This is a genomic window from Pseudomonas sp. LB1P83 (genome assembly GCF_054897885.1).
Genome location: NZ_CM142709.1, coordinates 4,332,114 through 4,349,668 on the forward strand (window position 1 = coordinate 4,332,114; position 17,555 = coordinate 4,349,668).

Annotated in this window: 12 protein-coding genes; 6 read left to right on the forward strand and 6 right to left on the reverse strand. The window is 59.3% G+C overall.

The genetic code is table 11. From position 1 onward, the window contains the following. Positions 1-44: 44 nt before the first annotated feature. Together ACYZTY_RS19830 and pap are read right to left on the reverse strand one after the other, a co-directional pair. Positions 45-1,229, reverse strand: coding sequence for a thiolase family protein (locus ACYZTY_RS19830; protein WP_461955133.1), 1,185 nt, complete (start codon positions 1,227-1,229; stop codon positions 45-47). 102 nt (positions 1,230-1,331) lie between these two features. Continuing rightward, on the reverse strand, positions 1,332-2,855 hold the full coding sequence (gene pap, locus ACYZTY_RS19835; protein WP_461955134.1) for a polyphosphate:AMP phosphotransferase: 1,524 nt from the start codon (positions 2,853-2,855) through the stop codon (positions 1,332-1,334). 275 nt (positions 2,856-3,130) lie between these two features. Here pap and mnmC point away from each other — a divergent pair, with 275 nt between their 5' ends. Further along, positions 3,131-5,113 (forward strand): bifunctional tRNA (5-methylaminomethyl-2-thiouridine)(34)-methyltransferase MnmC2/FAD-dependent 5-carboxymethylaminomethyl-2-thiouridine(34) oxidoreductase MnmC1, encoded by a 1,983-nt coding sequence (mnmC, locus tag ACYZTY_RS19840; protein ID WP_461955135.1) that lies wholly within the window; start codon positions 3,131-3,133, stop codon positions 5,111-5,113. Between the two features lie 5 nt (positions 5,114-5,118). On the opposite strand, the gene ACYZTY_RS19845 is transcribed toward mnmC, so the two are convergent. Next, positions 5,119-9,933, reverse strand: a complete 4,815-nt coding sequence (locus ACYZTY_RS19845; RefSeq protein ID WP_461955136.1) for an NEL-type E3 ubiquitin ligase domain-containing protein — start codon at positions 9,931-9,933, stop codon at positions 5,119-5,121. 296 nt (positions 9,934-10,229) lie between these two features. Here ACYZTY_RS19845 and ACYZTY_RS19850 point away from each other — a divergent pair, with 296 nt between their 5' ends. The 4 genes from ACYZTY_RS19850 to ACYZTY_RS19865 all read left to right on the forward strand — a co-directional run bounded on the left by ACYZTY_RS19850 (position 10,230) and on the right by ACYZTY_RS19865 (position 15,531). Then, positions 10,230-12,002, forward strand: a complete 1,773-nt coding sequence (locus ACYZTY_RS19850) for an N-acetylglutaminylglutamine amidotransferase (protein WP_461955137.1) — start codon at positions 10,230-10,232, stop codon at positions 12,000-12,002. A gap of 3 nt (positions 12,003-12,005) precedes the next feature. After that, the gene (ngg, locus tag ACYZTY_RS19855) at positions 12,006-13,754 is read left to right on the forward strand and encodes an N-acetylglutaminylglutamine synthetase (RefSeq protein ID WP_461955138.1); all 1,749 of its coding nucleotides are present in this window, start codon (positions 12,006-12,008) and stop codon (positions 13,752-13,754) included. Between the two features lie 166 nt (positions 13,755-13,920). Then, positions 13,921-15,111: an osmoprotectant NAGGN system M42 family peptidase gene (locus ACYZTY_RS19860; protein ID WP_461955139.1), complete on the forward strand. Its 1,191-nt coding sequence runs from the start codon at positions 13,921-13,923 to the stop codon at positions 15,109-15,111. Between the two features lie 192 nt (positions 15,112-15,303). Further along, positions 15,304-15,531 carry a YheU family protein gene (locus tag ACYZTY_RS19865; protein WP_010461751.1) on the forward strand — a complete coding sequence of 76 codons (228 nt, stop codon included), beginning with the start codon at positions 15,304-15,306 and terminating at the stop codon, positions 15,529-15,531. Between the two features lie 5 nt (positions 15,532-15,536). On the opposite strand, the gene csrA is transcribed toward ACYZTY_RS19865, so the two are convergent. From csrA to ACYZTY_RS19880, 3 genes are all read right to left on the reverse strand, one after another. After that, a complete protein-coding gene (gene csrA, locus ACYZTY_RS19870; protein ID WP_461955140.1) occupies positions 15,537-15,722 on the reverse strand; it encodes a carbon storage regulator CsrA in 186 nt (61 codons plus the stop codon). 145 nt (positions 15,723-15,867) lie between these two features. Beyond that, complete coding sequence (locus tag ACYZTY_RS19875) at positions 15,868-16,200, reverse strand: YnfA family protein (protein ID WP_461955141.1); 333 nt, start codon at positions 16,198-16,200, stop codon at positions 15,868-15,870. A 64-nt stretch (positions 16,201-16,264) separates the two neighbouring features. After that, positions 16,265-17,080 carry an SDR family oxidoreductase gene (locus tag ACYZTY_RS19880; RefSeq protein ID WP_010461756.1) on the reverse strand — a complete coding sequence of 272 codons (816 nt, stop codon included), beginning with the start codon at positions 17,078-17,080 and terminating at the stop codon, positions 16,265-16,267. A gap of 279 nt (positions 17,081-17,359) precedes the next feature. Between ACYZTY_RS19880 and ACYZTY_RS19885 the strand changes: the two genes are divergently transcribed. Beyond that, positions 17,360-17,518, forward strand: coding sequence for a DUF3309 family protein (locus tag ACYZTY_RS19885; protein WP_169858239.1), 159 nt, complete (start codon positions 17,360-17,362; stop codon positions 17,516-17,518). Positions 17,519-17,555: the final 37 nt, after the last annotated feature.

Consider the following 17,555-nt stretch of genomic DNA (forward strand, 5'->3'; position numbering starts at 1 on the left):
CCTGCTCGCGAAGGCGATGTGACAATCAATAGAAGTATTGAGGCTTAACGCACCGCTTCAAACAACCCGGTCGCCCCCATCCCGCCACCCACGCACATGGTGACGACGCCGTAACGCACATTGCGTCGCTGCAGTTCTCGCACAATGTGCCCGACCTGACGCGAGCCGGTCATGCCGAACGGGTGGCCGATGGAAATCGAGCCTCCATTGACGTTGTACTTCTCGTTATCGATCTCCAGGCGGTTGCGGCTGTACAGGCACTGCGATGCAAACGCTTCGTTGAGTTCCCACAGATCAATGTCGGCCACCTGCAAACCCTTGGCCTTGAGCAATTTCGGCACCGAAAACACCGGACCGATGCCCATCTCGTCCGGCGCGCACCCGGCCACCGTGAAACCACGGAAGAACGCCTTGGGCTTGAGCCCCAGTGCCAGGGCTTTTTCCAGGCTCATGACCAGCGTCATCGACGCGCCATCGGACAGTTGCGACGAGTTACCCGCCGTCACCGAACCGTCCTCGGCAAACACTGGTTTCAACCCAGCCAAGCTTTCCAGGGTGGTGTCCGGGCGGTTGCAGTCGTCGCGATCGACGATCCCGTCGAGGATCTGGATCTGACCGGTGGCCTTGTCTTCAACCCGGTACTTCACCGCCATCGGCACGATTTCATCATCGAACAAGCCAGCGGCCTGAGCCTGAGCCGTCCGCTGCTGACTTTGCAGGGCGTACAGATCCTGCTCCTGGCGACTGACGCCGTAGCGACGTGCGACGATTTCGGCGGTCTGGCCCATGGGGAAATAGATGCCCGGCACCTGCTCTTTCAGGAGCGGGTTGATCAGGTTGTCGGTGTTGACGCTTTTCATGGTCAGGCTGATGGATTCGACGCCACCGGCCACGATGATGTCGCTGCAGCCCGAAGCGATCTGGTTGGCGGCAATGGCGATGGCCTGCAAGCCCGACGAGCAAAAACGGTTGAGGGTCATGCCGGCGGTACCGATGCCCAATCGCGACAACACCGCGACGTTGCGGCCGATGTTGTAGCCCTGGGCGCCTTCGTTGGAGCCCGCACCGACGATGCAATCCTCAACGCTGGCCGGATCGATCCCGGTGCGCGCCAACAAGGCATCGACACAATGCGCCGCCATGTCATCCGGACGGGTCTGGTTGAACTTGCCGCGAAAGGATTTGGCCAGGCCGGTCCGCACGCTGTCGACGATCACCACTTCACGCATGGCATACCTCATTGTTGTTGTCGGTTGAGAGTGGACCGAGCATAAGTCCACCTCATAACCGACCGCGACAATCATTCACCCCGCGTATGCGTAACCATCGGCTCACGGCTTGTGTTTTTTGGCCTTCTTGCCGTGCTTGTCAGATTTGTCGAACGCTTCTTCCAGCGCCTGGTTGATCGTGCGCAGGACCTTGACCCGGGCCCAGCGCTTGTCATTGGCCTCCACCAGGGTCCACGGCGAGATTTCGGTGCTGGTGCGGTCAACCATGTCGCCGACGGCCGCGCGGTAAGCGTCCCACTTGTCGCGGTTGCGCCAGTCGTCTTCCGTGATCTTGAAACGTTTGAAGGGGATTTCTGCTCTCGCTTCGAAACGCTCCAGTTGCGTCTCCTTGTCGATGGCCAGCCAGAACTTGACCACGATGAGGCCCGACTCGGAAATCTGCTCTTCGAAATCATTGATCTCGCTGTAGGCCCGCAGCCAGTCCGCGGGCGGACAGAAGCCTTCGACGCGCTCCACCAGCACACGCCCGTACCAGGAACGATCGAACACCGTGAACTTGCCCTTGGCCGGAAGGTGTCGCCAGAAGCGCCACAAATACGGTTGCGCCCGCTCCTCCTCGGTGGGCGCGGCAATCGGCACGATGCTGTATTGGCGTGGATCGAGCGCCGCCGCGACGCGACGAATCGCCCCACCCTTGCCGGCCGCATCATTGCCTTCGAACACCGCGACCAAAGCATGGCGCTTCATGCGTTTGTCGCGCATCAGGCCCGAGAATCGTGCCTGCTCGGTAATCAGTTGCTCTTCGTAATCGTCCTTGTCCAGGCGCTGGCTCAAGTCGAGGCTGTCGAGCAGGCTCAACTGATCGACATGGATCGGCAGCGGCGCAGCGTTGACTTTGGCGGGATGAATCCTGGATCGCTTCAAGGCACTTTGCAGACCTTCGAGAAGGATTTTGCCCACTGCCAGACTGCGGTAATGCGCATCCACGCCTTCAATCACATGCCAGGGTGCGTAGTCGCGGCTGGTGCGGCGCAACACGCGCTCGCCGTACTTCACGAATTGGTCGTAGGTGCGGGATTGTTGCCAGTCCAGCGGACTGATGCGCCAGCTGTGCAAGGGGTCGTCGGCGAGTGCCTTGAGGCGCGCCTTCATTTGCTTCTTGGAGAGGTGAAACCAGAACTTGAAGATCAGCGCGCCTTCGTCGCAGAGCATTTTTTCAAAACGCTCGGACTGGTTGATCGCTTGATCCAGTACCGCGTCCTTGAACAACCCATGGACACGGCCCTGCAGCATCTGGCTGTACCAGTTGCCGAAGAAAACCCCCATGCGCCCCTTGGCCGGGAGCATCCGCCAATACCGCCAGGCCGGAGGGCGCGCCAGCTCCTCGTCGGTCTGCTGATCGAAAGTGCGGACTTCGATCAGGCGCGGGTCCATCCACTCGTTGAGCAACTTGACCGTCTCGCCCTTGCCGGCACCTTCGATGCCGTTGATCAGGATGATTACCGGAAAACGCTTTTGCTGCTGAAGTTCGAACTGCGCTTCGAGCAACGCTTCACGCAGCGCCGGTTCTTCAGCTTCGTAAGTTTCTTTGTCGATGGCGTGACCGATTTCAGCAGATTCAAACATGGATGGCTCCCTTTCCGGATTGAGCAAGACTAGCGGATTGAGTTGTGTTGCGTGGGAGAAATCCATTTCTTCACCGCAACCACCGTTCCCTGTAGCAGCTGCCGAGGCACGAGGCTGCGTTGGGCTGCGCAGCGGCCCTCGAGGGCGGTCCTGCGGACACGCAACGCAGCCTCGTGCCTCGGCAGCGGCTACAGGATTTTCTGCGCGTCGGCGGTCGTGCAGGCACCGCCACGGCGATCAGCTAGAATGGCCGCCTTGCCGTTGCCGAGCCTGCCATGAAACCTGTATTGCCTCACGCCCAACTCGACTGGGACGACCAGGGTCGCCCGTATTCGCGAGTGTTCGACGACGTCTATTTTTCGGACAAGTCAGGCCTTGAAGAAACCCGTTATGTATTCCTTGAGCAGAACGGTTTGGGTGAACGTTTCGCCGCGTTACCGGACGGCGGTCGATTGGTCATTGGCGAAACCGGCTTCGGCACCGGGCTTAACTTCCTCTGCGCCTGGCAGTTGTTCGAGCAGCACGCGGTGGCCGGGGCGCGACTGCATTTTGTCAGCGTCGAAAAATACCCGCTGAGCCAGCCAGACTTGCAGCGAGCCCTGGCCTTGTGGCCGGAGCTCAAGCCGTTTGCCGATCAATTGCTGGCGCAATACGTGGCGATTCATCAAGGCTTCCAGCGACTGGTTCTGGACAACGGTCGCGTCACCCTGACGCTGCTGATTGGCGATGCGCTGGAGCAATTGCCGCAACTGGATGCGCAGATTGATGCGTGGTTTCTCGACGGTTTTGCCCCGGCAAAAAACCCCGACATGTGGACCGCCGAACTGTTTGCTGAACTGGCAAGGTTAGCCGCGCCCGGCTCGACTATCAGCACCTTCACCAGCACCGGTTGGGTGCGCCGTTTGCTGAATGCCGCAGGTTTCAAGATGAAGCGCACGCCCGGCATCGGCCACAAATGGGAAATCCTGCGCGGCGTATTTCTCGGCTGGCCTGAAGACGCCCCGGCAGCTGCCGCCCCCAAACCCTGGTTTGCACGCCCGACACCAGCAACCGGCGAACGTCATGCGCTGGTGATCGGCGCAGGCCTGGCCGGTTGCGCCACCGCCGCCAGCCTGGCGGCGCGGGGTTGGCGCGTCAGTTTGCTGGAGCGGCACGATGCGTTGGCGCAGGAAGCGTCGGGCAATCCCCAGGGCGTGTTGTACCTCAAGCTTTCTGCCCATGGCACAGCATTGTCACAGTTGATCGTCAGTGGTTTCGGCCACACCCGGCGTCTGCTGGAGCATTTGCAGCGCAGCGTCGACTGGGACGATTGCGGCGTGCTGCAACTGGCCTTCAATGCCAAGGAAGAAGAACGTCAGGCGCAATTGGCGCATGCGTTTCCCGAAGATTTGCTGCACACGCTCGATCGAGAACACGCAGAGATTCGCGCGGGTATCGCGTTGCAATCAGGTGGCCTGTTTTACCCCGAAGGCGGTTGGGTGCATCCGCCAGCCCTGTGCGCATGGCAAGCCGCGCATCCGGATATCCAGCTCCTGCCCCATCACGATGTACTGGAATTGCGTCGTGTGGAGGGGCAATGGCAAGCGTGGGATGGCAACACGTTGCTGGCGAACGCGCCAGTAGTGGTGCTGGCCGGTGCTGCCGACATCAAGCGTTTCGACTTCAGCAGCGATTTACCGCTCAAACGTATTCGCGGACAGATCACCCGCCTGCCCCAGACACCAGCAAGCCAGAGCCTGAGCACCGTGGTGTGCGCCGAGGGTTATGTTGCGCCGGCCCGCCTGGGTGAACACACCCTGGGTGCGAGTTTCGATTTCAACAACGACGACCTGACGCCCACCACCGCCGAGCATGCCGGCAACCTGCAGATGCTCGAAGAAATCTCGGTGGACCTGGTCGCTCGACTCGGCGCTGACGCCTTGCAACCCGAAGCACTTGAAGGTCGCGCGGCGTTTCGCTGCACCAGCCCGGATTACCTGCCGATTGTCGGCCCTTTGGCTGACAGTCAGGCCTTCGCCGACGCCTACATCGCCCTGAGCAAGGATGCCCGGCAAACGCCGGACATCCCTTGCCCATGGCTGGACGGCTTGTACATCAACAGCGGCCACGGTTCGCGAGGGCTGATCACCGCGCCATTGTCAGGCGAATTGCTCGCAGCCTGGCTCGACAACGAACCGCTGCCTTTGCCCAGATCCGTGGCCGAGGCGTGTCATCCGAATCGCTTCGCTTTGCGGCGACTGATTCGAGGCAAGGCCTGAGGCGTTCAATCCAGTGCAAAGCAAGTCCTTGACTCATCAGCCTTCATGGCCGCCTCGGTAAGACTCGTTAACAAAGCGGTCTCGGCCTTCTTCAACTCAACTGCGATGCCATCGACCTGCGGGCGATAGTCCGCGCCAAGCGTCGCCTCGTTTTCGAAGGCCGTCTCCATCCGCACGTGAAAGGGGGCTGTCAGGTCGATGAACTGTTTGCCATGATGCTGTCGCAAAAAGTCGCTCCAGAACGTGCGCCCACGGATGTAAGTCGATAGTTCAGGTGAGATTTCTGCGGTAATGATCTTGTTGTAGGCAACCTCCAGGTCACTTGCTTTTACGCCACTGAGCGATGCGTAACGCATATGCTTGGGCTGACCGACCAGTTCGAGTCTGTCGGCCAGGCCTGTGCGATAAGCCAGTTCTACTTCCACTGCATCAAGCGCAGGATCAGCCTTGGCCTTTTCCCGAGCCATTCTGGAAAGATAATCCAGACGGAACAGGCTTCGTCCAAGTCTCAATAACCGAGCAGCCTGATCATGGGCATTCGCGGAATGTCGAACCACCCTGTCGATCTCGACGGCAACCTCAAGATTGCTGAAGAGCGTCGCCGCGTCATCAGCGCAATTGGCTTTCACTGCCATCGACAGCAATTGAGTACGTAACGCCGAGTCAGTCTGAGTCGCCTCAATGACACTCCAGACGCGCCGGGTCATGTCTTCGTTTACAAAGCGGCTATCCGCCGAGTCCCCAACTTCTGCCAGCAATTCAAAGAATTCTTTCGATCCGGGTTCGTTTTTCAGCGCCAGCCATGCACGATTACGCCCGGCATAGGTCTCTTCCACCGGTTTTGGCATCCACAGGTCTCGAGCCCTTTGATCATTGAGCACCGCGGTATCATTTTGCAGCAGCCCCATCCCGATGCCCGTACTGTTACGGTAGGTATCCAGCCTTGTGCGGCTCGCTGCGGATATGGGGTTATGGCGCAGGTTGATCGCCAAAGCGAATCGCTGAGGCAGTTGAAACAGCCATTGCGGCAACTCCCGAATCTGGTTTCCTCGCAGGTCCACGAAGTCCAGATACGGCAAGCGGGCAAGCCCGACAGGCAGTTCCGTCGCGTGAGTATCGCGCAGGAGCAGTACTTGTAGATCCAGCATTTTGCTGACGTTAATCGTGGCCCCCAAACGATTGCCGCTCAGCCCCAACGTGCGCAAATTGCGCATATCGGCCAGTTTTCGCAAGGTGTGTTCGGTCAGCGCTATCTGGTTCCCCTCCAGCCTCAAGTGCTGGAGGTCAGGCATGTGCGACAACACTTCAGGTAATCGTGTGAGTTGATTGCGGTCCAGTTCCAGGGTGACAAGCCCTTTGAACGGTGTGAGGAAATACGCCAGTTCATCGCCCGCCTGCATGTCTTTGACTGAAAGGCTGCGCACATGGGCGACATCCTGTTCGGTCAGCGTTGGCAACGGGCCTGCAGGATTGCGCTCCAGCGCGAGAGCAGTAGAAGGCTGATTTTGCCAGGCTATCCGGCGCCAGCATTTTTCGATGGCATTGGCCACCTGACGACGGCTGACACGGATATCGTTGAGCGACCCCGGTAGCTTCTTCATTTGCACTTCATCGTCACGCCAGGTGTGCAACACGCCGATCAGGTTTTTCAGTTGCTGTTGCAACTCCTTGACTCGATTCACCCGCTGCATCTGGGTGCTGCCAGCGCTGTCGAGAAACGACGAAACCTGGGCATCGGTGAACAGCGGATAGAGCTTTCTGACTTTACGAATCAAGCCCTTTGCATAAGAGCCCGCGGTGGGGGGATCCGCCTGGACACAGGCAGAAAGATGTTTGGGTGTGTCACTGCGCTCCCCCCGTAGCACCCTTCCCGTACGTGCCGGATCGCGAGCGGCGGTCTTCAACAGCCGTGATCGTAGCGTCGGGACGTCCAGCGTATCGTCACCAGTGAGACCTGTGCGGGTCCGCTGGGTGGCAGGCAATGCGTCAAGTACCGACTGAAGCAGAGAGTCGCTCGTCAGGGTGGAAGACACATTGCCTTTGGTTTGAGTGGCCTGGTAGCGGTTGGACGTCTTGACGATCACCCCGCGCGACTGCGCATCCGCTTCGCCCACGCTGTCCAGCAAGGTGCCGGTCACTGACCCCTGTCGCACTTCAAGTCGATAATTGTCATCCCACCCTTGCACCCTATCCATCAGCCCGACCGTCAGCTTGTCGGTGTCGGCATTGGCCAGTTGCGGGAGATGCAACCCGATGAGCGCACGGTCCTGCCTGGTCATCGCCTGTGCCTCACTGACCTGTCGGGCGAGATCCATTCCGAGGATCTTGCGGTCACGCAGAAAGCTGCGATCCCTGCCAGAGGCGTTATCCAGCAATTCCTGGCACACCTGTGTGGGAAGGTCAGCGGCGTGTTCGCGCAGTGTCGCCACGTCACCGGTTGCCGTGCCGTCCCAGGCTTCATAGAGCCACTGAAACAGTGGCTGGCGATCACTCTTGAGGCTTGTCGCGATCTTCTTTGCCAACAGCTGCGATTTCGATTCAGTGGTCGTGCGACCGAGCATGCCCTCCACGTCTGTCGGATAAAGGCCACTGATCACGGTATCGAGCAATTTCCCCGAATCCAGATCCGCCTGAGGAACGCGCACGCTGTTCTCGTCATCGTCGTGTGGTGCTGTCTTGGGGAAGCGGGACACGACCAGGTCCTCCTCGTCGCGTACTTCAATGAAGCGCTCCGCCGGCCAGCCGGGCAGCCTCGGCAGTGTATGCAGTTGCTCCTGAATGAAGTCCTTGTTCGCGGTTTCTCCCCGTTCCATTGCCGCGACCATCGCGCTGATGCGCCGGTCAATCCTGAAGCGCTCAACACAGTCGTTCAGCCGCTGCGGTAACTTGAGGTGGCTTTCATGGAACTGGTGCAACTTGTCAGGCGTCATGTCGGTGATGTCGGCAATCGCTTCCAGATCACTGCCGAGATCACTCAGACGCGGGGCCGTTCGTTCCAATGCATAAGCACCGTCGCGCCACTCGTGCGCGTGTTCATAAACATGCCGCCAGCCACCTTCCACATTTCGTTCCACGGCAGGCTGAAAGGCGTCAGTGCGCACAGGATGATTGAGGGTCCATGCCGATCCCGCAGCGTTGCGGGTGACTCTATAGGGTGCTCCTTCCATGACGATCGACGTTTGTCCGGCATGCCGGTAAAGCCCTTGCGGATCAGGTTGCATGTCGATTGGCAGAGCCGTGGTCTGTCTATAGGGTTCGAGGTCGGGTTTCCATAATCTTGCTTTGCCATCAGCGCGAGTGACGGCCTCGAAACCGTCGAAGAATGCCGCCTGCTCCTTCGCGCCCTTACCGATAGCTGTCGCGACGATTTTTCCGCCGACGGCAAACGCAGCCAGCTGCGCGACGTTTTCCACAGCACTCAACAGGTGGGACAACGCCTTGGCGCGCTCGCCGTGCGTCCAGTCAACCACACCTTCATACACCTCACTGACGATGTCGACGACCGCCGAAGCCAGCATAAATTGGCCGATTACGGGTATGAAAAAAGCGGCTGCGTTCAGTAGAAGAAGACCGCCATCCAGCAATGTCTGAAGATTTTTTTCCCGTTGTTGCTCATCGACATCTTCAGTCGGCACGGCAAGCATTCGCGCGTCTTTTTGAGTCTTGCTGACAAAAGTACTGAAGAAAAAATCGGCCAGGCAAGTGTCGGCGGGAGCGGCAGCGAGCGTGCCCAAGGACCTGCCCTTGTCGAACCGGGTAAAAAACCCGGTTTTATCGTGGCCGTGCAGGTACTGCTCGGCGAACGTTTTTCTGTAGCTTTTGCTTTGCAAATAGAGGGTAAGGTAGACCTTGAACTCATCCAGCGAGGCGTATTCATACAGCGGTCGCCGGGGTTCGTTCGGCATGTAAACCACACATCGGGCCTTAGGCTCGGTATCGATGGAGGCTTTGGTAAATACCAGCGCCCCACAGAGGCAGGTGTCATGAATCATCAAGCCCTGCCACTGCACCGGCCCGCCATCAAACAGTGCGTCTTTGGTTTGAGCCGCAGGGAGATCCTGATCGATCACACTCAGCAGCATTGTGTAAGCAGCGGGAGTGATGTCCTTTTTCAGGGAGGCCACGTGGAGAGCGACTCGCATGTCCAGCACCTTCAGCCGCCGGATGTCCGCGACGCTGGCCCGATTATCGACAGGTGCATCACTTGCGGGTTTGGCCGGCAATGCCAAGGCCTCGTCGATATGGCGCTGATAGCGGGCCCCCAGATCGAGTTCACGACAGAGTGCGGCGAATTTTTCAGGGGTTGTTTCAGCGTCTGATTGGGCCTGTTCGTTGATTCGTATGACCGAGTCCGCTGGAAAACCGCCGCTCGTCGCTTCTTCAGAGGTGAAGTTTTCCATGGCCGCCTGGAGCAGGCTGCGTGAGGTGGTAGTTTCTTTATCCGTGGAGCCGATGACTGGGAGCACACCTGTTGAGGTGTAGGTTTTTTTTGTGATGTCCAGCGTGTCCCGATTGACGTCGAAATCGATCGTCCATTTACCCTTGAGGAACCCGGTCAGTTGCTCTTTGCAGAACGCGTCCAGCGGCTTGAGCTTTTTGAGCGCCTCTGTGACCTTGCCCTGGGCAACAAAAGACTGCTCGAATGCGACCTTCAGAGCCTGTACTCCGTTCAAATCTGCAGTCGCCAACCATTGTGGAATAGCCGCTTGCAGCACTTGCGCCTTGTCCAGATCGCCAGTGTGTTCCAACAACGCTTCGAGACGTTGTGCCGATGTCATTGGCACCGATACCGGGGCGGTTTTGGCAGTCGTAGCCAGCATGAGCAATATCCTTATTGCAATAAGAGACGCTCAGTTTAGGAAGCCCGGCAGGCAATTGATAATTCGAATACCGGGTCGAACTGCAGCGCATCCAAGCAGCAACTTCTATGCATCCCAGCAATAATTACCGCCACGGCCAAAGTCATTTCTGCCGTGCCTGCCATTCGTCCAACAATCCCTGCTTATAACCCATCGTTCTAAAACTCCCACAACCGAGGCGGGTCAGTTTCTGAGTACCCGCCGTTTTGGCCGGGTATCGATAAACCCTCCCCAACGGAAAAACCGGTAAGGACTTTATGTGCGGATTAGCTGGCGAGTTACGCTTTGATCAACAACCTGCGGACCTCGCGGCCGTTGAACGAATCACCCATCACCTGGCCCCTCGCGGCCCGGATGCGTGGGGCTTTCACAGCCAAGGGCCGATTGCCTTGGGCCACCGTCGCCTGAAAATCATGGACCTGTCGGACGGCTCGGCGCAGCCGATGGTCGACAGCCAACTGGGCTTGTCCCTGGCTTTCAACGGCGCGATCTACAACTTCCCGGAACTGCGCACCGAGCTTGAAAGCCTCGGCTATGCCTTCTATTCGGGGGGTGACACCGAAGTGCTGCTCAAGGGTTATCACGCCTGGGGTGAAGCGCTGCTGCCGAAACTCAATGGCATGTTCGCGTTCGCCATCTGGGAGCGTGACGCCAAGCGTCTGTTTATCGCGCGTGACCGTCTCGGCGTGAAGCCGCTGTACCTGTCGCGCACCGGCCAGCGCCTGCGCTTTGCCTCGGCGTTGCCGGCGTTGCTCAAGGGCGGCGACATCAACCCGATCCTCGACCCGGTGGCGCTCAATCACTACCTGAATTTCCACGCGGTGGTTCCTGCCCCGCGCACCTTGCTGGCCGGCATCGAAAAACTGCCGCCCGCAACGTGGATGCGCATCGAAGCGGACGGCAGCAGCGAGCAGAAAACCTGGTGGACCCTGCCCTACGGCCCACACGCCGACGAGATGAATCTGACACTCGAAGACTGGCGCGACCGTGTACTCGACAGCACCCGCGACGCGGTGGCGATTCGTCAACGGGCGGCCGTGGACGTCGGCGTGCTGCTTTCGGGCGGTGTCGATTCGAGCATGCTGGTGGGCTTGTTGCGTGAAGTCGGCGTGGAAAACCTGTCGACCTTTTCCATCGGTTTTCAGGATGCCGGCGGCGAACGTGGCGATGAGTTCCAGTATTCGGACTTGATCGCCAAGCACTACAACACGCAGCACCACCAACTGCGCATCGACGAGAAAGAGATCATCGAGCAACTGCCAGCGGCGTTCCGCGCCATGAGCGAGCCGATGGTCAGCCATGACTGCATCGCCTTCTACCTGCTGTCGCGGGAAGTGGCCAAGCATTGCAAAGTGGTGCAGAGCGGCCAGGGTGCGGATGAGTTGTTCGCCGGTTATCACTGGTATCCGCAAGTCGATGGCGCCGCCGATCCGTATGCAGCCTATCGCGATGCGTTCTTCGACCGCAGCTACGAGGATTACGCCGCCACCGTGCAACCGAAATGGCTGACGGCGAATGACGCCGCCGGTGACTTCGTGAAGGAACATTTCGCACAGCCCGGCGCCGATGCGGCGGTGGACAAAGCCCTGCGCCTGGACAGCACGGTGATGCTGGTGGACGACCCGGTCAAACGCGTCGACAACATGACCATGGCCTGGGGCCTGGAAGCGCGGACACCGTTTCTTGACTATCGCCTGGTGGAATTGTCGGCCCGGGTGCCCGGCAAATTCAAACTGCCGGATGGCGGCAAGCACGTGTTGAAAGAAGCGGCGCGACTGGTGATTCCGAGTGAAGTGATCGATCGCAAAAAAGGTTACTTCCCGGTCCCGGGCCTGAAGCATTTGCAGGGCGATACGTTGAACTGGGTGCGCGAACTGCTGCTCGACCCAAGTCAGGATCGCGGCCTGTTCAACCCGGCCATGCTTGACCGCCTGCTGACCGATCCGCAAGGCCAGTTGACCCCGTTGCGCGGCTCCAAGCTGTGGCAATTGGCGGCCCTGAACCTGTGGCTCAGTGAACAAGGAATCTGATCGATGAAACCTCACGCCACGGCGTATAGCCAACGCTTGTTGCGCGGTCAGGCGCCCTCGTACGAACGCTTGCAGGCGCGCCTGGCCGAAGACGGCAGCGAACTGGGTGCGGCGCCGATTGCCGTGCATTGCGGCTGGGGCCGATTGCTGATCGGCCACACGTTCCCCGATCCGGCGAGCCTGGCCCAGGAGCTGCTCAACGAGCAGACCGGTGAGCGCGACATCGCCTTGTACGTTGCGGCGCCCCAGCAAGTGTTGGGGCTGGAGCCGGCTCAACTGTTTCTCGACCCCTCCGACACCTTGCGTTTGTGGTTCAGCGATTACCGTCAGTCAACCCGGGTTTTCCGCGGCTTTCGTATTCGCCGGGCGCAAAGCGAGACGGACTGGCAGTCGATCAATCAGTTGTACCAGGCTCGCGGCATGTTGCCGATCGATGCGAATCTGCTGACCCCGCGACATCAGGGCGGCCCGGTGTATTGGCTGGCCGAAGATGAAGACAGCGGCGCGATCATTGGCAGCGTCATGGGCCTCAATCATCACAAGGCGTTCAACGATCCGGAGAATGGCAGCAGCCTGTGGTGCCTGGCGGTCGATCCGCACTGCTCGCGACCCGGCGTCGGTGAAGTGCTGGTGCGGCATCTGATCGAGCACTTTATGAGCCGTGGGCTGAGCTATCTGGACTTGTCGGTATTGCACGACAACCGGCAGGCGAAAAGTCTTTACGCCAAGCTCGGCTTTCGCAACCTGTCGACCTTTGCCATCAAGCGCAAGAACGGCATCAATCAGCCGCTGTTTCTGGGCCCTGGCCCTGAAGCCGAGTTCAACCCGTATGCGCGGATCATTGTCGAGGAAGCCCATCGACGCGGGATTGATGTGCACGTCGATGACGCCGACGCCGGGATGTTCACCCTCAGTCATGGCGGGCGCCGGGTGCGTTGCCGCGAATCCCTGAGCGACCTGACCAGCGCCATCAGCATGAGCCTGTGCCAGGACAAAAGCCTGACCCACAAGGTGCTCAAGGCCGCCGGTTTGAACCTGCCCTCGCAGCAACTGGCCGGCAACGCCGATGACAATCTGGCGTTTCTCGACGAGCACGAGCGGGTGGTGGTCAAGCCACTGGATGGCGAACAGGGCCAAGGTGTCGCGGTGGATTTGCAGACCATCGAAGAGGTTCAGCAAGCGATCGAATCCGCCCGAGAGTTCGACAGCCGCGTGCTGCTGGAAAGCTTCCACGAAGGTCTCGATTTGCGGATTGTGGTGATCGGTTTCGAGGTGGTCGCCGCGGCGATTCGCCGGCCCGCCGAAGTGGTGGGCGATGGTCAGCATTCCATCGGCGCCTTGATCGAAGCGCAGAGCCGGCGCCGGCAGGCAGCTACCAGCGGTGAAAGCAAAATCCCGCTGGACCATGAGACCGAACGCACGTTGCAGGCGGCGGGTTATGACTACAGCAGCATTCTGCCGGCCGGAGAGCATCTGTTCGTACGGCGTACGGCGAATCTTCATACCGGCGGCGTTCTTGAAGATGTCACGGCGATTTTGCATCCGACCCTGGTGGATGCCGCCGTGCGGGCTGCGCGGGCGCTGGATATTCCAATGGTCGGGCTCGACCTGATGGTGCCTGCCGCCGATCAACCGGAGTACGTGTTTATCGAAGCCAACGAGCGCGCCGGGCTGGCCAACCATGAACCGCAGCCGACGGCGGAGCGGTTTGTGGATTTGTTGTTTCCGCATAGTCAGCCGGCGGCCTCCTAGTCATGTGTCGTCTGGACTGACGCCTTCGCGGGCAAGCCTCGCTCCTACATAGGAACGCGTACTACCTGTAGGAGCGAGGCTTGCCCGCGAAGACGGCCTGACAGACAACGAAGACCTCTATTCCTTCATCGAAACCATCGATGTTCTTTACTCATCAGGAGTTTCCATGACCAGCAAAATCCCGGAACCCGATCTCAACTACCTGCAAAAAGTCCTGCTGGAGATGCTCGCCATTCCCAGCCCGACCGGGTTTACCGACACCATCGTGCGTTATGTCGCCGAACGGCTCGAAGAGCTGGGCATTCCCTTTGAGATGACCCGACGCGGCACAATTCGCGCCACGCTCAAGGGCAAGAAAAACAGCCCGGACCGTGCGGTTTCCGCTCACCTCGACACCATCGGCGCGGCGGTTCGCGCGGTGAAAGACAATGGACGCCTGACCCTCGCCCCGGTCGGTTGCTGGTCCAGCCGTTTTGCCGAGGGCAGCCGCGTCAGCCTGTTCACTGACAACGGGGTGATTCGCGGCAGCGTGTTGCCGTTGATGGCCTCCGGGCACGCGTTCAACACCGCCGTGGATGAAATGCCAATCAGCTGGGATCACGTCGAGTTGCGTCTGGACGCTTACTGCACCACCCGCGCCGACTGCGATTCCCTGGGGATCAGTGTTGGCGATTTCGTCGCCTTCGACCCGCTGCCGGAATTCACTGAAAGCGGCCACATCAGCGCCCGCCACCTTGACGATAAGGCCGGCGTTGCGGCGCTGCTGGCGGCGATGAAAGCGATCATCGACAGTGGTGAAGAGCTGATGATCGATTGTCATCCGCTGTTCACCATCACCGAGGAAACCGGCAGCGGCGCGGCCGCCGCCTTACCTTGGGACGTCAGCGAATTCGTCGGCATCGACATCGCACCGGTTGCGCCCGGCCAGCATTCCAGTGAGCACGCGGTCAGCGTGGCAATGCAGGACTCCGGCGGTCCTTACGACTATCACCTGTCGCGGCACCTGCTGAGATTGGCCAGTGACAACGAGTTGCCGGTGCGCCGCGATCTGTTTCGCTATTACTTCAGCGATGCGCATTCGGCGGTCACTGCCGGGCACGACATTCGCACCGCCCTGCTCGCCTTCGGCTGCGATGCCACTCACGGTTACGAACGTACGCACATCGACAGCCTGGCGGCGTTGAGCCGTCTGCTTGGCGCCTACATTCTAAGCCCGCCTGTGTTTGCCAGTGATGCTCAACCGGCAAAGGGTTCGCTGGACCGGTTCAGTCATCAGATCGAGCATGACACGCAGATGGAAAGCGATACGCGGGTGCCGTCGGTGGATAGCCTGGTTGGGCAGCGAACAGATAGCTGACCCTGGCTTTTTCATCGTTTGAGGGATCGCCTTCGCGGGCAAGCCTCGCTCCTACAGGTTTCGCGTATCAACACATAACTGTAGGAGCGAGGCTTGCCCGCGAAGGCGGCAGATCAGGCACCACAGCAGCACCGGGCTAGCCGCAACCGATCATTCGCCGTAGCATCGCGACATTGTTTAGCCGAGGTGCCTATGCTGATTCCCTACGACCAACTTGAAGTCGACACCCTGACCCGCCTGATCGAGGATTTCGTGACCCGCGACGGTACGGACAATGGTGACGACACGCCGCTGGAAACCCGCGTATTGCGTGTTCGACAGGCATTGACCAAGGGTCAGGCGCTGATTGTTTTCGATCCGGACAGCGAGCAATGCCAGTTGATGCTCAAGCATGACGTACCCAAGCACCTGTTCGACTGAGACCCTCAGCGTCCTTTGGTTTTGGCCAGTTTGACCTGGATGCGCTCGTAGACCTCGGCCCGATGCACATTGACGTTTTGTGGCGCTTCGACACCGAAGCGCACACTGCCCCCGTTGACGGCGATGATGCGCACTGAAATGTTGTCACCGATGGAAATCATCTCGCCCACAACGCGACTGAGTACAAGCATGGCATTCATCCTTCAGGGTTAACGGCCCTTGAAGATGCCCGTCGCACAGCCGCTCTTCAATGCAACGACAGCAAATCAGTCTCGCCCTACAGCGCAGGACGATCCCCCCTTACGGAAACGTCTGACAAACCCTCTGAATACCGCTTCAGGACGCTGAGAAACGCGGGCCGAACAGAATCACGCTGGCCCCGATCACGCACAGCGCCACACCCAGCCAGTCCGAGCCCAGCGGACGAATCCGCTCGACCACCGCCAGCCAACCGATCGACGCGACAATGTAAATGCCCCCATAGGCGGCATAGGCGCGACCGGCGTAAATCGCCTCGACACGGGTCAGTAACAGCGCGAACAACGTCAGGCTGAGCAGCGCTGGCACCACCCACCAAACGCTTTTACCTTGGCGCAGCCACATCCAGAACGCGAAGCAGCCGGCGATTTCGAACAGCGCCGCGAGGAAAAACCACAGGTAATTGAGCATGCAGACGTCTCGTGAGGATGGCCGGTTGCGGCCACCCTAACGACCGTGTTGTGCACGGGCAAGTTCAGCCTGCGTTTTGTTTGGCCTTGGCGCGCATTTTGTCGGCCATGGTGGTCATTTCGTTGTAGAGCAATTGCGGGTTTTTCTGCTTGAGCGCCCACGCCATGCGGCCCTGTTCGTGGGGCAGGATCATGAATTCGCCGGCGGCGACGTGCTCATAGATGTAATCGGCAATGTCGGTCGCAGTGATCGGCGAGCTTTCCAGTAGTTTTCCGACCTGGGCTTTCATGGCCGGGGTCGGGCCGCGGAAGGAATCCAGCAAGTTGGTCTGGAAGAACGACGGGCAAACCACGTGCACACCCACTTCCTGCTGCGCCAGTTCGACCAGCAGGCTTTCGGACAAGGCCACCACGCCCGCCTTGGCCACGTTGTAGTTGCTCATGGCCGGGCCTTGCATCAGGGCGGCCATCGACGCGATGTTGATGATCTTGCCTTTGCTTTTTTCCAGCAGCGGCAGGAAGGCCTTGCAGCCCTTGACCACGCCCATCAGGTTGATTGCGATCTGCCAGTCCCAGTCTTCCAGGGACAGTTCACTGAAGAACCCGCCCGAGGCCACGCCAGCGTTGTTGACGATGACATCGATGCCGCCAAGTTTCTCTTCGCACGCCTGGGCGAAAGCCGTCAGCTGGCTGTAATCGCGTACGTCGCAACGCTGGATAAAACCGTCGCCGCCCGCTTCGCGAACCAGTTTCAGGGTTTCCTGCAGACCGGGCTCACTGACATCCGACAAGGCCAGCTGCCAGCCTTCACGCGCCCAGCGCAGCGCGATTTCGCGACCCAGGCCTGAGCCCGCGCCAGTGATCATCATGCGATTTTGCATAGCAAACAGCCTTGTTGTTCCGGGGAAGATGCGCTGAGTGTAGCGAAGGACATTGCGCGACCCACGCTCCATCAGACTGCTGAATGGTCCGAGCAAACCGCGAGAGCGCCTGAATCAACTAATGCTGTAAAAACGAAATAAGGCTTTCTTCGAAAAACATTAAAAAAACTTGGAATTTTCTGACACTCGCAAGAGTCGGATTTTGTAAGCAGCTCGGGTTTATTGCAGTCCAGCTGACAGTTAAAAGCTAGGTCATTCCAGAACACTTCCAACAAGGAAATAGACATGGGCACAATTCTTATCGTAATTCTGATTCTCCTGCTGGTAGGTGGTTTGCCGGTCTTTCCACACTCCAGAAGTTGGGGTTATGGCCCGTCGGGTATCATCGGCGTTGTGTTGGTGGTGCTGTTGATTCTGCTGTTACTTGGCAAGATATAAAAACCCAGGTCAAAAAAAGAGGCCCTTGAAAAAGGGC